The following is a 21,506-nucleotide window of genomic DNA, read 5'->3' as shown; positions in this document are numbered from 1 at the left end:
GGTGCTGTAGGCGAGCCGTACCGGTACGCCGGTGGTGTCGGCGTACGCACGGTCGCTCAGCACCAGGTATCTGCTGACTTGGTCCATCATCACGCTCCCACTGGGTGTCCGGGCGGACGGCGGTCCGGCGCGTCTTCCGCGGCGGGTCCGGCGGTCGGTGCCGCCGGACCCGCCGCGTGGGTGTGCCGGGGCTGGAATCAGCAGAGGACGTTGACCTGGTTGTCCTTCACCTGGCCCTCGACCGCGGCCGACACGGCGTTGAGCCGGGCCTGGATCGAGCCGAGGACCGCGACCTCGTCCGGGCTGAGGCCCTTGAAGACCTCGCGCTCGGAATCCGACAGCAGGTCGACCGGGGTGCCGGCGCTGCGCAGCGCGTCGAGGGGTGCTTGCGACATGGGTCACTCCTTCATGGAGACGGTCACGGGCTGGTGCAACGGCAAGGCTGCTCCGGCGCCCCCCGGCTTCATATCCCTCGATCGACTATGAATCCGCTGGGCGTGTGGCCCCCCTCAAGGCGCTCTTGTCCGGAACATGACCCCACAGCTAACCTGACGGCCGGGAGTCCGGAACTCCTCTGCCGGCCCGTGCTTCGCTCACCGAAATGAGGGGTAAAGGGTTTGACCAGGCGTGAGATTCTTATCGCTTCGCTCGTGGCCGCCGGCTCCTCGAACCGGGATATCGCCGAAGTTCTCTGCATAAGCCCGCACACGGTGGCGGCCCACTTATGCAACATGCTTCGAAGAACGGGCGCGTCCAACCGTACGGAATTGATTGCGCGACTGTACGCCCAGGGCGTTCTGGTCCAGGGAATCTGGCCGCCGCTGCCCGCCGACGAGCGGAAGGGGCAGGAGGCTCCCGAGACCATCGGCGCGCTCGCGGCCGCGGCGGTCGCGGACTGCTCGATCGGCCCGGCCGGCGTCACCATCGACTGGCCGCACTACGGGAACGAGGTACCGGTAGCCATGACCTTCGACGCCCTGCACGCCCTTCGTGAGGCCGGGCACCCGGTGGACCTGCTGGCGGTGGAGCAGCGCTCGGTCCTCTCGGCGCTCAGCGAGCAGGAGGTCCGCGTCCTCAACTCCGTCAAGGAGCGGTTGGAAGCGGTCTCCGGTGAGGTGGAGGGACAGGACCTCAAGCTCCTGTGAACAGCGGGGTGCGGTGTGGCTCCTGCCGTGCCGCGGTGCCGGACGGGGCCCGGTTCTGCCCGGTGTGCGGCACCCCGCTCGTCGCGGGGACGCCGTCGTCGGACAGCCGCAGAATCGTCACGGCGGTCTTCATCGACCTCGTCGGCTCCACCGTGCTCGCCGAGACCCTGGACCCCGAGGCGCTGCGGCGCACGATGGACCGGTACTACACGGCGTGCACCACGGCCGTAGCCGAACACGGCGGGGTGGTCGAGAAGTTCATCGGCGACGCCGTGATGGCGGTGTTCGGGGCGTTCGTCACCCATGAGGACGACGCCCTGCACGCGGTCCGGGCGGCGTGCGCCGTGCGGGAGGCGGTGACGGCCATCGGGACCGGGGTCGTCGGGTCCGCCGCCGAGGCGCGCCTGGACACCCACTGCGGGATCGCCTCGGGCGAGGCCGTGGTGGCGGGGCTGCTCGGCGGCGCGGCCCGTGTGGTCGGCGATGTCGTGCACACCGCGGCCCGGCTCCAGTCGCATGCCGCGCCGCACGAGATCCTGGTGAGCGACGAGACGGCCCGCCTGGTCGGCGCCCGCGTCCGCATGGAGGCTGTGGCCCCGCTGCGGGTGAAGGGCAAGCGCGACCCGGTCCCCGCCCGGCGGGTCCTCGCGGTCCTCGACGGCGCGAGCCGGCAGGACCTGGTGCCGCTCGTCGGGCGCGACGCCGAACTGGGCGCCCTGGTCCGCGAGTTACAGGCGGCCCACCGGGAGCGCCGCAGCCGGGTGGTCACGGTCACCGGTGCGCCGGGCGTCGGGAAGTCCCGCCTGGTACGGGAGTTCCTGGCCGGGCACGGCGCGGATCAGGGGTCCGTGGTGCTGCGGGCCGCGTGTCAGGCGTACGGTGCCGGGCTCGCCCACCGCCCGCTGGCCGAGGCGGTCTGGACGCTGCCCGGTGGCTGGGAGGAGGCGAAGGGCGCGCTGGAGACGCTGCGCCCGAGCACGGACCGCGCCGTCACCGCGCTCGCCGTCGCCCTGGGCCTGTGCACCGAGAGCGGGCTTCCGGTGAGCGTGGACGAGATCGGGTGGGCGTTCCGGCGGCTGCTGGAGGCGCTGGGCCGGGTCCGGGGCGCCCCGGTGGTCCTGGTCCTGGAGGACTTCCAGTGGGCGCAGCCGACCCTCACCGACATGGTGGCGGACCTGGGCGAGGCGACCCGCGACACCGGGCTGCTGGTCCTGTGCGTGGCCCGCTCCGACGCGGCGGCGCCGCCCGGCACGGGCCTCGCACTGCGGCTCGGTGCGCTGCCCCGCGCCGAGACCGAGCGGCTGGTGGGGCTCCTCGCGGACCGGGCCGAGGTCGCCGCGCAGGAGGCGGTCGCCACCGCCGGCGAGCTGGACCGGGTCGTCCGGGAGTGCGACGGCAATCCGCTCTTCGCCGAACTGCTGATGGAGGACCCGGCCGGCCACCGGTCCGTGGACCAGGGCGTCCCCACCTCGATCCGGGTCCTGCTGACCGCCTCGCTGGACCGGCTGCCGGCCACCGACCGGGCCGTGCTGGAGCGCGCGGCGGGGGCGGGCGGCTCGTTCACCGCCGAGGACGTGCGCACGCTCGCCGGGGACGAACCTGCACTGGCCGGCGGGGTCCTGGACGACGCGCTGGGCAGGCTGCTGCACTCCGGGGTGATCCACTTGTACGGCCCGCCCGGCACGTACCGGTTCACCCGCGCGCTGGCCCGGGACACCGTGTACGAGATGACGTCCAAGGCCCGGCGGGCGGACTGGCACACCGCGCTCGCGGACCGGATCGAGGGCCGGGCGCCGCGCGCCGCCGTACCGGGTCCGGCGGCGGAGGGGGACCTCGCCCACCATCTTGAGTCCGCGCGCCGGCTGCGGTCCGAGGCCGATCCGGGTGACCCCGGACTGCCCGCGCTGACCGGGCGCGCCGCCCGCGCCCTGGTGGCCGCCGGGTATCTGGCCCTGCACCGCCGCGATCTGCCGGCCGCCGTCTCGCTGATGGAACGGGGCCGCGACCTCACCCCGGACGGCGATCCGCAGCACCGGGTGCTGGCCGCCCGTATCACCGACGCGTACGTCGCGCTGGGCCGCTGGGACGGTGCCCGGCTGGCGGTGGCCGACGCGGAGCGCAGATGCGCGCGGGACGCGCCGGCGCGGGACACCTGTGCCATCCTGCGGCAGCTGATCGCGCTGCGCTCGGGCGGAGCGGAGTCGGCCGGCGCCCCGTACTCCCCGGGCGCCGGGTATGCCGCGCCCGGTCCGGCCGACGATCTGAGCTGGTGCCGGCTGCACCAGCTGTCCTCGCTGCGGAGCTTCGCCGAGGGCCGGATCGGGGCCGCCGAGGGCGCCATGCGCGACGCGCTGGCCCGTGCGCGCGGGCTGGGCGACACCTATGAGGGCAATCGCATCCTCGCCTCGATCTGCGAGCTGACGCAGTGGTCGCCGACGCCCCTGTCGCAGGCCGTCGCGCTCTGCGAGGACCTGGTGCGGCGGTTCGACGGCGACCGGAGCCTGCTGGTGCCGGTGCTGCTGACGCGGGCCCGGCATCTGGCCCTGTCGGACCGGGTGGAAGCGGCCCGCCAGGACATCGCGCTGGTCCGCAGGCACTGCGACGACCTCCAACTGGCCCTCGGCATCCTGGCCGCGGACCAGACGGAGGGGTTCGTGGAGTCGTTGGCCGGCGCGCATCCGGCGGCGGCCGGCCACTACACGGCGGCGGCGGACGGGCTCGACGGGCTGGGGCAGAGCCGGACCGCGGCCACCCTGCGCCTGTACGCGGCGCGGGAGCGGTTCCGTGCCGGGGCCTGTGCGGGTCCGGACGCGGCCGTGCTCGCCGAACCGGCCGCCGGGCCGCCCGAGGAGACCCGTACGCGGGCCGTGCGGCTGGTGCTGCGGGCCCGGGTGCGGGCGCGGAACGGCGCGTACGGGGAGGCGGTTCGGGACGCCGAGCGGGCCACCGCAGCCCTTGCGGGCACCGACGACCCCTGTCTCATCGGCGATGTGTGGTTCGAGGCGGCTCGGGTGCTGGCCGTCTCCGGTGAACCGGGGCGCGCCCGGCACGCGGTCGGCCGGGCGCTCGCCGCGCTGACGGCGAAGGAGGCCGTACTCCCCGCCCGGACCGTTCGGGCGTGGCTGACCGGACTGGAGGAGAGCCGATGACCGATCCCCCCTGGAGACGGCCCCCTCGGGCCCTGACACCGGGCATGCCGGCCTGGGGCGTGACGCGGGAGCAGGCGCGCCAGGAGTTCGCGGCCGTCCCGATGGACTCGGTCGGCCCGGAGTGGGCCTGGGGCGGGGCAGACGGTTCCGGGGTCCGGGTGTGCGTCGTGGACAGCGGGGTGGAGGCCGGCCACCCCATGGTCGGGGCGGTCGATGAGGCGGTGACGGCCGTCCCGGACGAGGACGGCGGGGTGAGCATGGTGCCGTGCGAGCCCACCGACCGCGCCGGGCACGGCACCGCCTGCGCCGGGGTGATCCGGTCCGTCGCGCCCGGAGCCGCGCTCTCCTCCGCCCAGGTGCTGACCGATGGCAAGACGGGCAGCGGACCGGCCCTGATCGCCGGGCTCTCCTGGGCCATCGAGCAGGACTTCGACGTCATCAACCTGAGCCTGGCGACGACCCGTCCGGCCCTGACCGCGCAGCTCCACGAGCTGGTGGACCGGGCCTACTTCCGCCGCTGCACGCTCGTCGTCTCCGCGCACAACCGGCCGGTGCCCAGCTATCCCTGGTCGTTCTCCTCGGTGGTCTCCGTGGCGAGCCACGACGAGGACGACCCGATGACGTACTACTACAACCCCGCGCCGCCCGTGGAGTTCCACGCACGCGGCGTGCGCGTGCCCGTGGCGTGGTCCGGTGGCGGCACCATCCGCTCGACCGGCAACAGTTTCGCCGCGCCGCACATCGCGGGCCTGTGCGCGCTGATCCTCGGCAAGCACCCCTGGCTCACGCCGTTCCAGCTCAAGACGGTGCTGTTCCTCTGCGCCGGGAACACGACCGGCCGACTTGGAGATGCGCATGACGAACCCTGTTGATGCCGCGACGCCCACGGAGCGCCGCCTGCTGCAGTCCATCGTGGAAGTCGCGCGCCATGTCTTCGGCGCGGCGGCCTCCTCGATCTTCCTCATCGACCCGGAGACCGGTGACCTGGTCTTCGAGGCCGTGGCCGGTGAGGGCGACGGCCAACTCGTCGGAACGCGCTTCCCGGCGGGAACCGGCATCGCGGGCTGGGTCGCCGCGTCCGGGCAGTCGATGCTCGTCGACGACCTGCGCGAGTCCCGGCACTTCTCGGGCGAGGCCGCCGCCTCCACCGGGTACGTGCCCGACAGCATCATGGCCGCCCCGCTGTTCGGCGACGACGAGTGCGTCGGCGTCCTGGAGGTACTGGACCGGGGCGCGGACGGCGTACGGGAGATGGCCGACGTCGAACTCCTCGGCCTGCTGGCCGACCAGGCCGCCATCGGCCTGGAACTGCTCACCCGGCTGCGCGCCGCCGAGCCCAGCAACCGTTCCGACAAGGCCCTGCGGCTCCTGGAGATGGCGGAATCGCTGCTGGCCCCGTCCCATGGCTGAGCGCTGCGTCCTGCTCCTCAGCAGACGCGGCGACGGGGAGGCCACCGAGGCGGCCGCTCTGCTGCACCGGATCGGGGTGCCCGTGCACCGGCTCGACGCGGACGGCCTGGCGGACGTCCGGGCCGTCCGAGGGCCCGACGGCGTACTGAACCTGGACGGACACCGGTTCGCCCCGACGGTGACCTGGCTGCGCCACTTCTCCCTGCGAGCCGCGCCGTTGGCCGGGGCGGCCGGCGGGCGGATGGTGTACCGGGACGCATGGACCGCGCTGGCCCAGCAGCTGGCCCTCGCCTCCCCGGCCGCCATCGGCGCGGCCGACCCGGGACAGCTGGTGCAGCGGGACCGGGCGCGGGCGCTCGGTGTGCGCACCCCGCGCGGACTGGTCACCACCGACCCGGCGGACGCGGCCGTTCTGCTCCCCGCCGAGCGGTACGTGCTGAAGGTCCTGGACCGGCACTACGTGGAGCCGGCGCCCGGCCGGCTCGCCTGGTACCTGCCGCGCGTGCTGGACCGCGACCGGCTCGCCGGTGTGCCGGGTCTCCCCCGCGGCACACCGGTGGTGCTCCAGGAGTACGTCGAGCACGACGCCGAGTACCGGGTCTACCTCGCCGGGGACGAACTGCACGCCTTCGAGGTGACCAAGGAGCACCCCGAGGACATCTGGGCCCGCCCCGACGAGGTGCGCGTACGGCAGGTCCGGCCCCCGGACGCCGTGGCGTCGGCGGCACGCGCCCTCGCCGGGGAGATGAGCGCCGTCTACGGGGCGTTCGACTTCCTCTGGGCCCGGGACGAGCCCGTGTTCCTGGAGATGAACGCGCACGGCGACTGGCACTGGTTCGAGCGCAAGGCCGGTGTCGACGTGGTGACCCGGGCCGTCGTGCGGACCGTACGGGACCTCCACCGGACCGCCGTCGGCGACGCCCGCCCGGCGGCCGTCAGCCTGCTCGCCTTCCTCGGTGCGGGCCGCGGCGGGTGATTCAGTGGACCGGCGTGGGCAGCGCACGTTCCGCGACGGCGAGCACGGCGCGCAGGGCGGCCGACGGGTTGTCCGCCCGCCAGGCCAGCGCCGCCTGCCGTCTGATGGGCGGCCCGGCGAGGGGCCGGTAGACGAGGCCGTTCTGCTGGATGTGCTGGACGGAGGTGACGGTCAGCGTCACCCCGACGCCCGCCGCGACCAGCGCCAGGATGGTGTACGAGTCGGGCGCCTCCTGCACCACCCTCGGGTTGAATCCGGCGGACTCGCAGGCCTCCACCATCGCGTCGCGCACGGTGGAGCCGGTGTTCGCGGGGAACGAGACGAACGGCTCCCCGGCCAGCGCGCCGAGGGGGATCTCCTCGCGGGCGGCCAGCGGATGGTCGAAGGGCAGCGCGCACACCAGCACCTCTTCGTCGATCACCCGGCAGACCACGCCGGGCTGGGTCACCGGCAGCCGTACGAAGCCCAGGTCCAGGGAGCCGTCCGCGACCCGGGCGAGCGCGACGTTGGCGTAGGTCTGACCGGTCATGACCAGTTCGATCGCCGGGTGGGCGGCCCGCACCGCCCGGGTCAGCAGCGGCAGCGTCTCGCGGCTGGAGGCGCCCGCGAAGCCGATGCCGACCCGCCCGTACTCGCCCCGCCCGGCCGCCCTCGCGGCCCGTACCGCCGTGTCCAGGTCGTCCAGCACGGTCCGGACCGGCTGGAGGAACGAGTCCCCCGCGCTGGTGAGCCGCACCGAGCGGGTGTTGCGCTCGAACAGCTGGACGCCGAGTTCCTTCTCCAGCTGCCGGATCTGCTGGCTCAGCGGCGGCTGTGCCATCTGGAGCCGCTTCGCGGCCCTGCCGAAGTGCAGCTCCTCCGCCACGGCGAGGAACGCGGAGAGATGACGCAGCTCCACGCCGGTCCTTCCGGTCGGTCCACCGACGCCATTGATTCGTCCGGCGTCCTGATCCGACCTTAATTCGGTATTGGACACCCCTCAATGACCGCTGGCACGGTGGGGCCGAGCCCGCGCGGACGGAGGAGCCGCCCGGGACGAGCTGCGGCTGCTGCGCGAGGATGCCGACCCGGGCCGCGTGTACCCGCGCTGAACCGCCCCGCCCGACCCGCCTTGTCGAGAGGACCGTGACCCGCATGCGTATCAGGATCGTCGGCGCCGGAGCCATGGGCCGCGGCATCGCCCAGTGGGCGGCCTCGGCCGGACACACCGTCGAGCTGTGCGACGTACGCACCGAGGCGGTGACGGACGCGGTCGCCTTCGTACGTTCCATGCTGGACCGGGCCGTGGCCAAGGGCCGGATGTCCGCCGGGGACGCGGCGTCCGCGCTGGAGCGGCTGATCCCGCTGGACGACCCGTGGGCGGCGGGCCCGGACGTCGAGCTGGTGGTCGAGGCCGTACGCGAGGACCTGGCCACCAAGGCCGAGGTCTTCGGCCGCCTGGAGCGGGCCCTGCCCGCCTCCGCCGTCTTCGCGACCAACACCTCCTCGCTGTCCGTGACCCGGATCGCCGCCGCGCTGAAGGACCCGGCGCGCCTGGCCGGGCTGCACTTCTTCAACCCGGTGCCGCTGATGCGGATCGTGGAGGTGGTGCCGGGCGCCGCCACCCGGCCGGACATCCCGCCGCTGCTGACCTCGCTCGTGGAGAGCTGCGGCCACCGCGCGGTGACGGTCGCGGACACCCCGGGCTTCCTCGTCAACCACGCCGGGCGCGGGCTGGTGACGGAGGCTCTGGCCCTGCTGGAGGAGAGCGTCGGCGAGCCGTCGGACATCGACCGGATCGCCCGGGACGTACTGGGGCTGCGGATGGGCCCGTTCGAGCTGATGGACCTCACCGGGCTCGATGTGACCGCCGCCGTCATCGACTCGATCTGGGAGGGCTTCCGCCACGAGGACCGGCTGCGCCCCTCCTACCTGACCCCGAACCGGGTGGCGGCCGGCCTGCACGGCCGCAAGACCGGACGCGGCTGGTACGCGTACGGCCCCGAGGCCCCCGGCCCCGCGCCCGAGCCGCCGGTCACCGGGGACGCGGACCGCCCGGTGCACGTCTTCGCCCCGGACCCGGCGCGGGAGGCGGACGCGGCGGCGCTCCGGGAGGCGCTGGCCTCGGCGGGCGCGACGGTCGGGAGCGGGCAGCGGCCGTCCGGTGGGGCGCTGGTCCTGGTCCCTGTCTGGGGCACCACGGTCGCCTCGGCGGTGGCCGCGCACGGGCTGCCCGCCGCCCGCACCTTCGGTGTGGACCCGCTGCCGGCGACCGGGCGACGGCGGGTGCTGGCGGTGACGCCGGCGGCGGACCCGGCGGCGGCCGGGGACGCCCGCGCGGTGCTGGCCCGGGCGGCGGACGGCGGCGAGCCGTACGCGGTGTCGGTGGTCCGGGACACGGCCGGCTCGGTCGCGCAGCGGCTGCTCGCCTCGATCGTGTCGGTCGCGGCGTCCATCGCGGAGCGTTCGCTCGCCGCCCCGGCCGACATCGACGTGGCCGTGACGACCGGGCTCGGCTACCCGGTGGGGCCGCTGGCCTGGGGCGAGCGGATCGGCGCGGCCCGGATGCTGGAGCTGCACCGGGCGCTGCACGCCACGACCGGCGACCCGCGCCACCGCCCCACCCGCTGGGTCACCGAGCGGGCCGCCCTGGGTCTGGCGCTGACGGACCCGGGCACCTCCCCGGCGGACGTGCACCGCGCCCTCCGGGGGGCATGACCGATTCGTACAAGACCGTGGTCCGGGCGGCGGCCTACGGTCGGGGCATGACTCCACGACTCGACGCGATCGGCATCACCACCGCCGATCTGCCCGCATCGCTCGCCTTCTACCGCCGGCTCGGCCTCGGCATCCCGGCCGGCGCGGATTGCGCACCCCATGTCGAGGTGACCCTGCCGGGCGGCGGGCGCCTGCTGTGGGACACCGAGGACATCGTCCGCTCGTACGACCCCGACTGGTCCCCGCCGTCCGGCGGGGACCGGCTCGGGCTCGCCTTCCTGTGCGACAGCCCGGCGGAGGTCGACGCGGTCTACGAGGAGCTGACCGGCGCCGGCTACCGGGGGCACCTGAAGCCGTGGGACGCCGTGTGGGGGCAGCGGTACGCCGTCGTCCTGGACCCGGACGGCTGCGCGGTCTCGCTGTTCGCCCCCGCCGGCTGAGCCCCGGGCTCCTCAGGCGCGGCCGAAGTGGGCGGTCAGGGTGGTGCCGGCCAGGTCGCGCATGTCCCGGGCGAGGTGCGCCTGGTCGGCGCAGCCCGCCGCGAGCGCCGCCTCCGCGTACGGCAGCCCGGAGCGTACGAGGGCCAGGGCCCGCTGGAGGCGAAACACCCGGGCGAGCGTCTTGGGCCCGTAGCCGAAGGCGGTCAGGGAGCGGCGGTGCAGCTGGCGGGCGCCGAGGCCGGCGGCCCGGGCCGCCTCGGCGACGGTGGCGCCCGCCTCCAGCCGCGCGGCGACGGAGCGCATCGCCGGGTCGGGCGGCTCGGTGCGGGCCGCCCGGTCCAGGGCGATGTCCTCCAGGGCCGCGGCCGGGTCGTCCGCCTCGGCGACGCGCTCGGTGAGTGCGCGGACCAGGGCGCCGGGCCACAGGTCGGCCAGCGCGACGCGGCGGTCGCGCAGTTCGTGGGCGGGCACGCCCAGCAGCGCGGGCGCGGTGCCGGGGGCGAGGCGGATGCCCGCCCAGGCCCCGCCGGTCTCTACGGGTGGCTCGGCGTGCGTGTCCGGGCCCGCGACGAGCAGCCGGTCCCCGCTCCACAGCAGGTCCATGCAGCCGTCGGGCAGCACCGGGTGGGCCGTGCCCGGTGGCACGGTCAGGGTCCAGACCTTCGCGCCGTCCAGCCGGGACGCGTGCTCTTCGTAGCTGTCGCCCATGCCGCCAGTGTCGTCCACGGACGCGGCGGGTGCGTAAGCGGCTGCCGGGAGCAAAGGAGCGGGACCGCAGGCCCGGGCCGCCGGCGCCCGTCACTCACTCGTCGTAGGGGTGCGGCTTCTCCGCGTCCTTCTCGCGGCTGGGCTGGAGCCGTGACTTCACGTCGTCCGGCGGCAGGAACCGCGACCAGCGCTCGGGGAACTCGGACGGCATGTACGGGCTGTCGCCCACGTCGCCCTCGTCGTCCTCCTCCTCGTCCTCGTCCTCGTCGTCGTTCTGCGGTCCGCCGTGCCAGCTCGCCGCCTGGGTGCGGGCCACGAACTCGGCGGCCTGGGCTGCGCGCACCCGGTCGTTGGCGGCGCGGGCGGCGGCCGTCGCGACCGAGGGCCAGACCCGGTCGATGGCCGCGTTCACGGCGGCGCCCACCAGGACCGCGAAGGCGGAGACGCCGATCCACAGGAGCACGGCGATCGGGGCTGCCAGCGATCCGTAGATGGTGGGGCCCTCGACCGTACTGGTGAGGTAGATCCGCAGCAGGAAGCTGCCGAGCACCCACATCGCGAGCGCCACCAGGGCGCCCGGCATGTCCTCGATCCACGGCGAGCGCACGGGCACGGACACGTGGTAGAGCGTGGTGAGGAAGGAGACCGACAGCAGGATCACCAGGGGCCAGTACAGGACGGCGATGACCTCCGTGCCCCACGGTATGAACTCCACGACCCGGTCGGGTCCGACCACCAGCAGCGGAAGCACCACCGCGCCGAGCAGCAGCGCCACCACGTACAGCAGGAAGGCGAGCATCCGGGTCTTGACGATGCCGCGCTGGCCGTCGAGCCCGTACATCACGGTGATCGTGTCGATGAAGACGTTGACCGCGCGGGAGCCGGACCACAGGGCGATCGCGAAGCCGATGGAGATGACGTCGGGCCGGGCGCCGGTCGTGACGTCCGCCAGGAGCGGTTTGGCGAAGTCGTTGACGCCGCGCTCGGAGAGCATGGTGTGCGCCGCGCTGAGGATGTTGCGCTCGATGGAGGCGACCGTGGTGGTGCTGGTCCACTCGTCGACGTAACCGAGCAGGCCGATCAGGCCGAGGAGCAGCGGGGGCAGGGACAGCAGGGTGAAGAACGCCGCCTCCGCGGCGAGTCCCAGGATGCGGTACTCCATGCACGAGTTGACCGTGTCCTTGAGCAACTGCCAGGCAAGCTGCCGCTTGGAGACGTTGCGGTAGAGCACTCGGGCCCGGTGGAGCCGGCCCGGTGGCCGCTCGGGTGTTTCGTTTGCTGCCTGCACGTCCTTACCGTATCGGCATGGCAGCCACCACCCACACTGTGTCCAATCAGCCCCCTCCCCTGCTCGGCTACGACGTATTCGGCGCGGACCGGGTGCTCGGCGAGGCCGTCGAACGCCACCTTCCGGCCGAGGTGCTGGACGACGCCAGGGAGGGGCTGGCCCGGCTCGGGCAGTCCGCCGGCTCCGCCCAGGCGGCGGCCTGGGGCGCGCAGGCGAACGAGAACCCGCCGAGGCTGCGCACCCACGACCGGTACGGGCACCGCGTCGACGAGGTGGAGTTCCACCCGGCCTGGCACCGGCTGCTGGGCCACGCCGTCGGCTCGGGTCTGACCGGGGCCTGGGACCGGCCGGGCGGGCATGTGCGCCGGGCGGCGGGCTTCCTGGTGTGGACGCAGGCCGAGGCGGGGCACGGCTGCCCACTGTCGATGACGCACGCGGCGGTGCCGGCCCTGCGCACCGAGCCCGCGGTGGCCGCGGAATGGGAGCCGCTGCTGACCTCGCGGGTCTACGAGGAGGGGCTGCGGCCGGCCGGGCAGAAGGCCGGGGCGCTGCTGGGGATGGCGATGACGGAGAAGCAGGGCGGCTCGGACGTGCGGGCGGGCACGACGCGCGCCGAGCCGCTGTCCGGGGAGGGCGAGTACCTGCTGACCGGGCACAAGTGGTTCTGCTCGGCGCCGATGTCCGACGGTTTCCTGGTGCTGGCGCAGGCCCCCGGCGGGCTGACCTGTTTCCTGCTGCCCCGGGTGCTGCCGGACGGCACGCGCAACCCGTTCGCGATCCAGCGGCTCAAGGACAAGCTGGGCAACCGGTCCAACGCCTCGGCGGAGGTCGAGTTCGACGGGACGTGGGTGCGCCGGATCGGTGAGGAGGGGCGCGGGGTGCGCACCGTCATGGGGATGGTGGCGGCGACCCGGCTGGACTGTGTGACGGGTTCGGCGGCGCTGATGCGGCAGGCGGTGGCGCAGGCGGTGCACCACACGACGTACCGCTCCGCGTTCGGCGGGCCGCTGGTGGACAAGCCGCTGATGCGCAATGTGCTGGCCGATCTGGCGCTGGAGTCGGAGGCGGCGACCGTGCTGGCGATGCGGTTGGCGGCGGCCTACGACGACGGGGGCGGGAGCGAGTCGGCGTTCCTGCGGATCGCGGTGCCGGCGGCCAAGTACTGGGTGACCAAGCGGTGCACGCCCGTGGTGGGCGAGGCGCTGGAGTGCCTGGGCGGCAACGGCTACGTGGAGGAGTCGGGCATGCCCCGACTGCTGCGCGAGGCGCCGCTCAACTCGATCTGGGAGGGCTCGGGGAACATCCAGGCGCTGGACGTGCTGCGGGTGCTGCAACGCGAACCGCTCGCGCTGAACGCGTTCCTCCAGGAGGTCGGGCGGGCCCGGGGCGCCGATCACCGGCTCGACGCGGCGATCAAGGGCCTGCTGACGGAGCTCGCCGATCTGGCGGGGATCGAGGCGCGGGCCCGCCGGGTGGTGGAGCGCATCGTGCTGGTGCTCCAGGGCTCGCTGCTGGTGCGCTGGGCGCCGCCGGAGGTGGCGGACGCGTTCTGCGCGTCGCGCCTGGGCGGGGACGGGGGCGCGGCGTTCGGGACGCTGCCGCACACCCTGGATCTGGCGTCGGTCGTGGCCCGGGCCCGGCCGGTGGAGCGCTGACCGGGGCAGCAACAGGGGGTGGTGCTGCGCCGACACGGCACCACCCCCCATGCTGTACACACCGGAGTCGGGGCCGGAGCCCCGCCGTACGGTGTACCGCCACTCTCGTACGGGCCCGGGGCCCTCGCCAGAGTTGCAGAGGGTTGCAACCATTGTGTGGGGTTGCGGTATCGGGGCTCCCGTAGCGGCAGGATGGGGGCTCGGCCCCGCGAACGGGCCGGGCACGGGTGTGAGGGGGAACCGGCGTGGAGACGACTCCGGTCGACGTGGTGCGGCTGACGGCCCAGGAGGCCGCGCAGACCAGGCGCCTGGTGCACCGGACCCGGGAGGCGCGGATGGCGGGCGACCGCATGCCCGCGGCGCCCCGGGCGGAGATCGGGGCCTCGTGGGACCGGGTGCTGCGCAGCGGCATCGATCCCGAGCAGACGACGCAAAGCCGGCTGCTGGAGGCGGACGAGATCGAGCACCGGCGCCGCAGTTCCGCGCTGGGCGAGGTGATGCCGCTGCTCAGCGACGGCCTGGCGAGCATCGCGGACGCCTCGCAGCAGATCATGGTGGTGACCGATGTGGACGGCCGGGTGCTGTGGCGCCAGGGCAACACGGGGGTGCTGCGCCGGGCCGACGGCATCTGCCTCGCGGAGGGTGCGGCGTGGTCGGAGGAGAGCACCGGCACCAACGCGATCGGTACGGCGCTGGCCTCGCGCGCCCCGGTGCGGGTGCACTCGGCGGAGCACTTCGTGCGCAGTCTGCACGGGTGGACGTGTGCCGCGGCGCCGGTGCGTGATCCGCGGGACGGCCGGCTGATGGGGATCGTCGACATCAGTGGTCCCGCGTCCACGTTCCACCCGACGACGCTGGCCCTGGTGGGCTCGGTGGCCCGGCTGGCCGAGAGCGAGATCCGGGTCCGGCATCTGGAGGCGATCGACCGGCTGCGTTCGGTGGCCGCGCCGATCCTGTGCCGGGCGGGCGGGCGGGCCCTGGCGGTGGACGGCCACGGCTGGACGGCGGCGGTGACGGGGATGCCTCCGGTGGACCGGCTGCCGCTGCCGAAGTCGCTGGAGCCGGGCCGGGTGTGGCTGCCGTCGATGGGGATGTGCCGGGTGGAGTCGCTGCCGGGCGGCTGGCTGGTGCAGGTGGCGGACGGGGCGATGGACAGCCCGCCGCGCCGGGTGGTGCTCGATCTGAGCCGGCCGCGCACGCTCGCGGTGAACGTGGTGAGCCCGGTGGGGACGTGGACGCAGCGGCTCTCCCCGCGCCACGCCGAGCTGCTGTACGCACTGGCGGTGCGGCGCGAGGGCAGTACGGCGTCGGAGCTGGCGCAGGACCTCTTCGGTGACGCGACCAGGACGGTGACGGTGCGGGCGGAGATCTCGCGGCTGCGGCGCCATCTCGCCGAGGTGCTGGCGCACCGCCCGTACCGTTTCGGGGAGGGTGTCGAGGTGGAGGTGATCCATCCGGAGGACCCGGCGGATCTGCTGCCGCGTTCGAAGGCCCCGGTGGTCGTGGCGGCGCGCGGCGCTTGCTGAGCGGTGTGTCCGCGCAGGTCCCGGGTGCCGGGGGTGGTGAGGGGCACCCGGCTGGGGCGCGGGTGGCGGGGCATGGTTGTCTGGCAGCCATGAGCAACCCCGTGCGCCCCGCAGGCCCCGCCGTCGACGAGGTGACCATCTGGTCGCTGGAGCAGACCTCGCCCGGGGATCTGCGGCCGGCCGCCGTGCCGGACGCGGACGTCCGGATCGTGCGTTCCGAGGTGCCGCTGCCCGAGTTCAGCCGCTTCCTGTACACGGCGGTCGGCGGTGACATCCGGTGGACGGACCGGCTGGCGATGACGTACGCGCAGTGGCAGGAGGTTCTGGACCGGCCGGGTGCGGAGACGTGGGTGGCGTACGCGGACGGGACCCCGGCCGGCTACATCGAGCTGGACCCGCAGGACGACGGCGTGGTCGAGATCATGTACTTCGGGCTGGTCCCCGCCTTCCGGGGTCGGCGGATCGGCGGTCATCTGCTGTCGTACGGCACGGCCCGCGCCTGGGACCTGGCCGAGCGGTGGCCGGGGCGCCCTGCGACGAAGCGGGTGTGGCTGCACACCTGCTCGAAGGACGGTCCGCACGCGATGGCCAACTACCTGCGGCGCGGCTTCCGGCTCTTCGACACCCGCACGGAACTGGAGGAGCCGGTGACGACCCCTGGCCCCTGGCCGGGCTCCGGCCGCGAGCTGCTTCCGTAGCAAATCACCGCGCTTGTCCGGTTTTACGGTGCACCCCGGCGCCCGTCGTCCGCGTGACGGGCGCCACACCGTCTCATGAACCGGGACAGTCTCGTCCACATCATGGATAGTGGTGGACTGCTCCGAGATCCCCATGACACGCTTTCGTCATGTCCGGAACTGGAATTGCCTTGGTGAGTCGACGCCACGTCGACCTCGGCCGCATGTCCAGCGCCATCTGTCCGGTGAGCTGAGAGTCCCAGCGCCGCCGAGATCTCCTTACTTCAGTTCAGCCCTGCGCACCGCCGCGCCAGACGCGAGTGTGCAGTTCAGAGCCGCCCTCCTGCAGTCCCGAAGGACGTATTGCCATGGCCGCGAGCCCGGAGAACACCGCTACCGCGACGCCCCGCCGCAAGGCCGGGCGCCATCGTGGTGAGGGCCAGTGGGCCATGGGACACCACACGCCCCTCAACGCGAACGAGCAGCTCAAGAAGGACGACGACAGTCTCAACGTGCGGACACGCATTGAGACGATCTACTCCAAGCGCGGCTTCGACTCGATCGACCCGTCCGATCTGCGCGGCCGGTTCCGCTGGTGGGGTCTCTACACCCAGCGCAAGCCCGGAATCGACGGCGGCAAGACCGGGGCCCTGGAGCCGGAGGAGCTCGAGGACAAGTACTTCATGATGCGCACGCGCATCGACGGCGGCCGGCTGACGACCGCTCAACTGCGCGCCATCGGCGAGGTGTCGCAGGAGTACGCCCGTGGTTCCGCCGACATCACCGACCGGCAGAACGTGCAGATGCACTGGGTGCGGGTCGAGGACGTGCCCGCGATCTGGCAGAAGCTGGAGGCCGTCGGGCTCTCCACCACCGAGGCGTGCGGCGACTGCCCGCGCACGATGATCGGTTCGCCGGTGGCCGGGATCGCCGCCGACGAGATCATCGACGGCTCCCCGGCGCTGGAGGAGATCCACGAGCGCTACATCGGCAACAAGGAATTCTCCAACCTGCCCCGCAAGTTCAAGACCGCGATCTCCGGCTCGCCGGTGCAGGACGTCGTGCACGAGATCAACGACATCTCCTTCGTCGGCGTCGAACACCCCGAGCACGGCCCGGGCTTCGACCTCTGGGTCGGCGGTGGGCTCTCCACCAACCCCCGGCTGGCCGAACGCCTCGGCGCCTGGGTGCCGTTGGACGAGGTCGCCGATGTCTGGGCGGGTGTCGCCGGCCTCTTCCGCGACTACGGCTACCGGCGGCTGCGCAACCGCGCCCGGCTGAAGTTCCTGGTCGCCGACTGGGGCGTCGCCAAGTTCCGCCAGGTGCTGGAGGACGAGTACCTGCGGCGTCCGCTGCTCGACGGCCCCGCCCCCGCCGAACCGGTCTCGCGCTGGCGCGACCACGTGGGCGTCCACCCGCAGAAGGACGGCCGGTTCTACGTGGGCTTCGCCCCGCGCGTCGGCCGGCTGGACGGCACCACGCTGACCAAGATCGCCGAGCTGGCGGAGGCGCACGGTTCGAACCGGGTGCGCACCACCGTGGAGCAGAAGCTGATCATCCTCGATGTGGAGCAGGACCGGGTCGACTCCCTCTCCGCCGGCCTGGAGGCCCTGGGTCTCCAGGTGAAGCCCTCGACCTTCCGGCGGGGCACGATGGCCTGCACCGGCATCGAGTTCTGCAAGCTGGCGATCGTCGACACCAAGGGCCGCGGCGCCTCCCTCATCGAGGAACTGGAGCGCAGGCTGCCCGACTTCGACGAGCCGCTCACCATCAACCTCAACGGCTGCCCCAACGCCTGCGCCCGCATCCAGACGGCGGACATCGGCCTCAAGGGCCAGCTGATGTTCGATGCCGACGGAAGCGCGGTCGAGGGCTTCCAGGTGCACCTCGGCGGGGCGCTCGGGCTGGACGCCGGGTTCGGCCGCAAGGTGCGGGGCCTGAAGGTCACTTCGGACGAGCTGCCCGACTACGTCGAGCGGGTCATCGGCCGCTACCTGGAGGAGCGCGAGAGCGACGAGCGCTTCGCCACCTGGGCCGCCCGGGCCAGTGCGGAGTCGCTGTCATGAGTGAGCGCGCCGCCCCGTTCCACTGCCCCTACTGCGGCGACGAGGACCTGCGCCCGCACGAGGCCGGGCACGGGGCGTGGGAATGCGCCTCCTGCAATCGCGCGTTCCAGCTGAAGTTCCTGGGGCTGCTGAGCCAGGGACTGAAGCCCAACAACGTCGGAGGGGACGGGATATGACGGTCACTCGGGAAACCGACACGCTCACCGACCAGGCCCTGAGGGAGCTCGCCGAACAAGCCGGACGCGAGCTGGAGGACGCCTCCGCGCTCGACATCCTCAGGTGGGCGACCGAGACCTTCGGGCCCCGGTTCTGCGTCACCTCCTCCATGGAGGACGCGGTCGTCGCCCACCTCGCCTCCCGGGTGCTGCCCGGGGTGGACGTGGTGTTCCTCGACACCGGCTACCACTTCGAGGAGACCATCGGGACCCGGGACGCGGTGGACGCCGTGATGGACGTCAACGTCATCACGCTGACCCCGCGCCGGACGGTGGCCGAGCAGGACGCCGAGTACGGGCCGAAGCTGCACGACCGCGACCCCGACCTCTGCTGCAAGCTGCGCAAGGTCAAGCCCCTGGAAGAGGGCCTGACCGCGTACACGGCCTGGGCGACCGGGCTGCGCCGCGACGAGTCCCCCACCCGGGCGAACACCCCCGTGGTCGGCTGGGACGAGAAGCGGCGGAAGGTGAAGGTCTCGCCGATCGCCCGCTGGACCCAGGAAGACGTCGACGCGTACGTCGCCGAGCACGGTGTGCTCACCAACCCGCTGCTGATGGACGGTTACGCCTCCGTGGGCTGCGCGCCCTGCACCCGCCGGGTGCTGGAGGGCGAGGACGCGCGGGCCGGCCGCTGGGCCGGGCGCGGCAAGACCGAGTGCGGGCTGCACGGCTGATGACGACTGATCAGGAGACTTCGATGAGCGTGACGGAGACGGGGGCCACCGTCTGGCTGACCGGTCTGCCGAGCGCGGGCAAGACCACCATCGCCTACGAACTCGCCGGGCGGCTGCGCGGCGAGGGCCACCGGGTGGAGGTGCTCGACGGCGACGAGATCCGCGAGTTCCTCTCGGCGGGCCTCGGCTTCTCGCGCGAGGACCGGCACACCAACGTCCAGCGGATCGGCTTCGTCGCCGAACTGCTGGCGGCCAACGGCGTGAAGGTGCTGGTCCCGGTCATCGCCCCGTACGCGGACAGCCGCGACGCGGTGCGCAAGCGGCACCAGGCCGAAGGCACCGCGTACCTGGAGGTGCATGTCGCCACTCCGGTCGAGGTGTGCTCGGAGCGCGATGTGAAGGGGCTGTACGCCAAGCAGGCGGCGGGCGAGATCAGCGGGCTGACCGGGGTGGACGACCCCTACGAGGCGCCCGAATCGCCCGATCTGCGGATCGAGTCGCACCGGCAGACCGTGCAGGAGTCCGCGGCGGAGCTGTACGCGCTGCTGAGCGAGAGGGGTGCAGCGTGACGACCGTCGCGACTGTGTCGGAAGGCACCGACAATCCGTACGCACTGAGCCACCTGGACTCCCTGGAGTCCGAGGCGGTGCACATCTTCCGCGAGGTGGCGGGCGAGTTCGAGCGGCCGGTGGTCCTGTTCTCCGGCGGCAAGGACTCGATCCTGATGCTGCACCTGGCGCTCAAGGCGTTCGCGCCCGCGCCGGTGCCGTTCGCCCTGCTGCACGTGGACACCGGGCACAACTTCCCCGAGGTCCTGGAGTACCGCGACCGCACGGTCGCCGAGCACGGGCTGCGGCTGCACGTCGCCTCCGTCCAGGAGTACATCGACGCCGGCAAGCTCCGCGAGCGGCCCGACGGCACCCGCAACCCGCTCCAGACGGTGCCGCTGACCGAGGCCATCCAGCAGCACCGCTTCGACGCCGTGTTCGGCGGCGGGCGGCGCGACGAGGAGAAGGCGCGCGCCAAGGAGCGGGTCTTCTCGCTGCGCGACGAGTTCTCCCAGTGGGACCCGCGCCGCCAGCGCCCCGAGCTGTGGCAGCTGTACAACGGCCGGCACGCCCCCGGTGAGCACGTCCGGGTCTTCCCGATCTCCAACTGGACCGAGCTGGACGTCTGGCAGTACATCCAGCGCGAGCAGATCGAGCTCCCGGCGATCTACTTCGCCCACGAGCGCGAGGTCTTCAACCGTTCCGGCATGTGGCTCACCGCGGGCGACTGGGGCGGCCCCAAGGAGCACGAGAAGACCGAGACCCGTCAGGTGCGCTACCGCACGGTCGGCGACATGTCCTGCACCGGGGCCGTCGACTCCGACGCCACCACGCTGGACGCCGTGATCACCGAGATCGCCGCCTCCCGGCTCACCGAACGGGGCGCCACCCGCGCCGACGACAAGATGTCCGAGGCCGCGATGGAAGACCGCAAGCGCGAGGGGTACTTCTAAAATGACCACGTCCACCCAGTCGGCCGATCTGCTCGCGGCCACCACCCTGCTGCGGTTCGCCACCGCGGGTTCGGTCGACGACGGCAAGTCCACCCTCGTGGGACGGCTCCTGCACGACTCCAAGTCGGTCCTCACCGACCAGTTGGAGGCCGTCGAGCACGCCTCGCGCAGCCGCGGCCAGGAGGCGCCGGACCTGGCGCTGCTGACCGACGGACTGCGCGCCGAGCGCGAGCAGGGCATCACCATCGATGTCGCCTACCGCTACTTCGCCACCCCCCGGCGCCGGTTCATCCTGGCCGACACCCCCGGCCATGTGCAGTACACCCGCAACATGGTCACCGGCGCCTCCACCGCCGAACTGGCCGTCGTCCTGGTCGACGCCCGCAACGGAGTGGTCGAGCAGACCCGCCGGCACGCCGCGGTCGCGGCGCTGCTGCGCGTCCCGCACGTGGTGCTGGCCGTCAACAAGATGGACCTGGTGGACTACGCGGAGCCGGTGTTCGCCGCTATAGCCGAGGAGTTCACCGCGTACGCTGCCTCCCTCGGCGTCCCCGAGATCACCGCGATCCCCATCTCCGCGCTGGCCGGCGACAACGTCGTGGAGCCGTCCGCGCACATGGACTGGTACGGCGGTCCGACCGTCCTGGAGCACCTGGAGACGGTCCCGGTCAGCCACGACCTCACCGGCTGCCACGCCCGCTTCCCCGTCCAGTACGTGATCCGCCCGCAGACCGCCGAGCACCCCGACTACCGGGGCTACGCGGGCCAGATCGCCGCCGGTGTGTTCCGGGTCGGCGAGCCCGTCACCGTACTGCCCTCGGGCCGCACCTCCACCATCGCCGGGATCGACCTGCTCGGCGACAGTGTGGACATCGCCTGGGCCCCCCAGTCGGTGACCCTGCGGCTGGCCGACGACATCGACGTCTCGCGCGGCGACCTCATCTCCCCGGTGGACGACGCGCCGGCCGTCACCCAGGACGTGGAGGCGACCGTCTGCCACGTCGCGGACCAGCCGCTCACGGTGGGGCAGCGGGTGCTGCTCAAGCACACCACCCGTACGGTCAAGGCGATCGTCAAGGACATCCCCTCGCGGCTGACCCTGGACGACCTCTCGCAGCACCCGGCACCCGGCCGGCTCGTCGCCAACGACATCGGCCGGGTCGTGGTCCGCACCGCCGAACCGCTCGCGCTCGACGCGTACGCCGACTCGCGCCGCACCGGCTCCTTCCTCCTGATCGACCCGGCGGACGGCACCACGCTGTCGGCGGGCATGGCGGGCGCCTCGTTCGCGGCGGCCGAGGAAGCACCGGCGGCGGACGACGACGCCGAGTGGGACTTCTGATGGGCATCGACATCTACCCGACCTTCGCGAAGGAGGG

The 21,506-nt window shown here is 73.3% G+C and carries 21 protein-coding genes and 1 pseudogene; 18 read left to right on the top strand and 4 right to left on the bottom strand.

Features of this window, described 5'->3' with window-relative positions; all coding sequences use genetic code 11:
* Positions 1-197 precede the first annotated feature (197 nt).
* The gene (locus E6P78_RS19360; RefSeq protein WP_136204866.1) at positions 198-395 is read right to left on the bottom strand and encodes an aroma-sacti cluster domain-containing protein; all 198 of its coding nucleotides are present in this window, start codon (positions 393-395) and stop codon (positions 198-200) included.
* A 222-nt stretch (positions 396-617) separates the two neighbouring features.
* Between E6P78_RS19360 and E6P78_RS33890 the strand changes: the two are divergent.
* The 6 genes and pseudogenes from E6P78_RS33890 to E6P78_RS19335 all read left to right on the top strand — a co-directional run.
* Positions 618-764 (top strand): annotated as a pseudogene (locus E6P78_RS33890) (helix-turn-helix transcriptional regulator); the annotation flags it as partial.
* Positions 765-767: 3 nt separating this feature from the next.
* Complete coding sequence (locus E6P78_RS19355; protein ID WP_240799276.1) at positions 768-1,145, top strand: aroma-sacti cluster domain-containing protein; 378 nt, start codon at positions 768-770, stop codon at positions 1,143-1,145.
* Positions 1,142-4,294, top strand: a complete 3,153-nt coding sequence (locus tag E6P78_RS19350) for an adenylate/guanylate cyclase domain-containing protein (RefSeq protein WP_136204864.1) — start codon at positions 1,142-1,144, stop codon at positions 4,292-4,294. The genes E6P78_RS19355 and E6P78_RS19350 overlap by 4 nt, the downstream gene beginning before the upstream one ends.
* Complete coding sequence (locus tag E6P78_RS19345; RefSeq protein ID WP_136204863.1) at positions 4,291-5,166, top strand: S8 family serine peptidase; 876 nt, start codon at positions 4,291-4,293, stop codon at positions 5,164-5,166. The genes E6P78_RS19350 and E6P78_RS19345 overlap by 4 nt, the downstream gene beginning before the upstream one ends.
* The gene (locus tag E6P78_RS19340; protein WP_136204862.1) at positions 5,150-5,704 is read left to right on the top strand and encodes a GAF domain-containing protein; all 555 of its coding nucleotides are present in this window, start codon (positions 5,150-5,152) and stop codon (positions 5,702-5,704) included. Before E6P78_RS19345 ends, E6P78_RS19340 begins: the two co-directional genes overlap by 17 nt.
* Complete coding sequence (locus tag E6P78_RS19335; RefSeq protein WP_136204861.1) at positions 5,697-6,680, top strand: hypothetical protein; 984 nt, start codon at positions 5,697-5,699, stop codon at positions 6,678-6,680. Before E6P78_RS19340 ends, E6P78_RS19335 begins: the two co-directional genes overlap by 8 nt.
* 1 nt (position 6,681) lies before the next feature.
* Here E6P78_RS19335 and E6P78_RS19330 read toward each other — a convergent pair whose 3' ends face one another.
* Complete coding sequence (locus E6P78_RS19330; protein WP_136204860.1) at positions 6,682-7,578, bottom strand: LysR family transcriptional regulator; 897 nt, start codon at positions 7,576-7,578, stop codon at positions 6,682-6,684.
* Positions 7,579-7,814: 236 nt separating this feature from the next.
* Here E6P78_RS19330 and E6P78_RS19325 point away from each other — a divergent pair, with 236 nt between their 5' ends.
* Together E6P78_RS19325 and E6P78_RS19320 are read left to right on the top strand one after the other, a co-directional pair.
* Positions 7,815-9,377: a 3-hydroxyacyl-CoA dehydrogenase gene (locus E6P78_RS19325; RefSeq protein WP_136204859.1), complete on the top strand. Its 1,563-nt coding sequence runs from the start codon at positions 7,815-7,817 to the stop codon at positions 9,375-9,377.
* Positions 9,374-9,817, top strand: a complete 444-nt coding sequence (locus tag E6P78_RS19320; protein WP_136204858.1) for a VOC family protein — start codon at positions 9,374-9,376, stop codon at positions 9,815-9,817. Before E6P78_RS19325 ends, E6P78_RS19320 begins: the two co-directional genes overlap by 4 nt.
* Before the next feature lie 12 nt (positions 9,818-9,829).
* Here the strand turns inward: E6P78_RS19320 and E6P78_RS19315 are convergent, their stop codons facing one another.
* Both E6P78_RS19315 and E6P78_RS19310 read right to left on the bottom strand, forming a co-directional pair.
* Positions 9,830-10,525: a helix-turn-helix domain-containing protein gene (locus E6P78_RS19315; RefSeq protein ID WP_136204857.1), complete on the bottom strand. Its 696-nt coding sequence runs from the start codon at positions 10,523-10,525 to the stop codon at positions 9,830-9,832.
* Positions 10,526-10,619: 94 nt separating this feature from the next.
* Complete coding sequence (locus E6P78_RS19310; protein WP_136204875.1) at positions 10,620-11,756, bottom strand: YihY/virulence factor BrkB family protein; 1,137 nt, start codon at positions 11,754-11,756, stop codon at positions 10,620-10,622.
* 74 nt (positions 11,757-11,830) lie between these two features.
* Here E6P78_RS19310 and E6P78_RS19305 point away from each other — a divergent pair, with 74 nt between their 5' ends.
* The 10 genes from E6P78_RS19305 to E6P78_RS19265 all read left to right on the top strand — a co-directional run bounded on the left by E6P78_RS19305 (position 11,831) and on the right by E6P78_RS19265 (position 21,469).
* Complete coding sequence (locus E6P78_RS19305) at positions 11,831-13,468, top strand: acyl-CoA dehydrogenase family protein (protein ID WP_136204856.1); 1,638 nt, start codon at positions 11,831-11,833, stop codon at positions 13,466-13,468.
* Between the two features lie 335 nt (positions 13,469-13,803).
* The gene (locus E6P78_RS19300) at positions 13,804-14,994 is read left to right on the top strand and encodes a helix-turn-helix domain-containing protein (protein WP_240799277.1); all 1,191 of its coding nucleotides are present in this window, start codon (positions 13,804-13,806) and stop codon (positions 14,992-14,994) included.
* A gap of 89 nt (positions 14,995-15,083) precedes the next feature.
* Positions 15,084-15,692: a GNAT family N-acetyltransferase gene (locus E6P78_RS19295; protein WP_136204854.1), complete on the top strand. Its 609-nt coding sequence runs from the start codon at positions 15,084-15,086 to the stop codon at positions 15,690-15,692.
* Between the two features lie 149 nt (positions 15,693-15,841).
* Positions 15,842-15,925, top strand: a complete 84-nt coding sequence (locus E6P78_RS34010) for a putative leader peptide (protein ID WP_309474722.1) — start codon at positions 15,842-15,844, stop codon at positions 15,923-15,925.
* A gap of 114 nt (positions 15,926-16,039) precedes the next feature.
* Positions 16,040-17,737: a nitrite/sulfite reductase gene (locus E6P78_RS19290; protein ID WP_136204853.1), complete on the top strand. Its 1,698-nt coding sequence runs from the start codon at positions 16,040-16,042 to the stop codon at positions 17,735-17,737.
* Positions 17,734-17,913, top strand: coding sequence for an IS1 family transposase (locus tag E6P78_RS19285; protein WP_136204852.1), 180 nt, complete (start codon positions 17,734-17,736; stop codon positions 17,911-17,913). The genes E6P78_RS19290 and E6P78_RS19285 overlap by 4 nt, the downstream gene beginning before the upstream one ends.
* Positions 17,910-18,626, top strand: a complete 717-nt coding sequence (locus E6P78_RS19280) for a phosphoadenylyl-sulfate reductase (protein WP_136204851.1) — start codon at positions 17,910-17,912, stop codon at positions 18,624-18,626. Before E6P78_RS19285 ends, E6P78_RS19280 begins: the two co-directional genes overlap by 4 nt.
* The gene (gene cysC / locus E6P78_RS19275; RefSeq protein ID WP_093705017.1) at positions 18,626-19,195 is read left to right on the top strand and encodes an adenylyl-sulfate kinase; all 570 of its coding nucleotides are present in this window, start codon (positions 18,626-18,628) and stop codon (positions 19,193-19,195) included. The genes E6P78_RS19280 and cysC overlap by 1 nt, the downstream gene beginning before the upstream one ends.
* Complete coding sequence (gene cysD / locus E6P78_RS19270; protein ID WP_136204850.1) at positions 19,192-20,127, top strand: sulfate adenylyltransferase subunit CysD; 936 nt, start codon at positions 19,192-19,194, stop codon at positions 20,125-20,127. Before cysC ends, cysD begins: the two co-directional genes overlap by 4 nt.
* A gap of 1 nt (position 20,128) precedes the next feature.
* Positions 20,129-21,469, top strand: a complete 1,341-nt coding sequence (locus E6P78_RS19265; RefSeq protein WP_136204849.1) for a GTP-binding protein — start codon at positions 20,129-20,131, stop codon at positions 21,467-21,469.
* The last annotated feature ends 37 nt before the right edge of the window (positions 21,470-21,506 follow it).

Source organism: Streptomyces sp. A0958, from assembly GCF_004795035.1.
Taxonomy (GTDB): Bacteria; Actinomycetota; Actinomycetes; order Streptomycetales; family Streptomycetaceae; genus Streptomyces.
The sequence above is the reverse complement of the archived record's forward strand: the minus strand, read 5'-3'. Positions and strand labels throughout refer to the sequence as shown.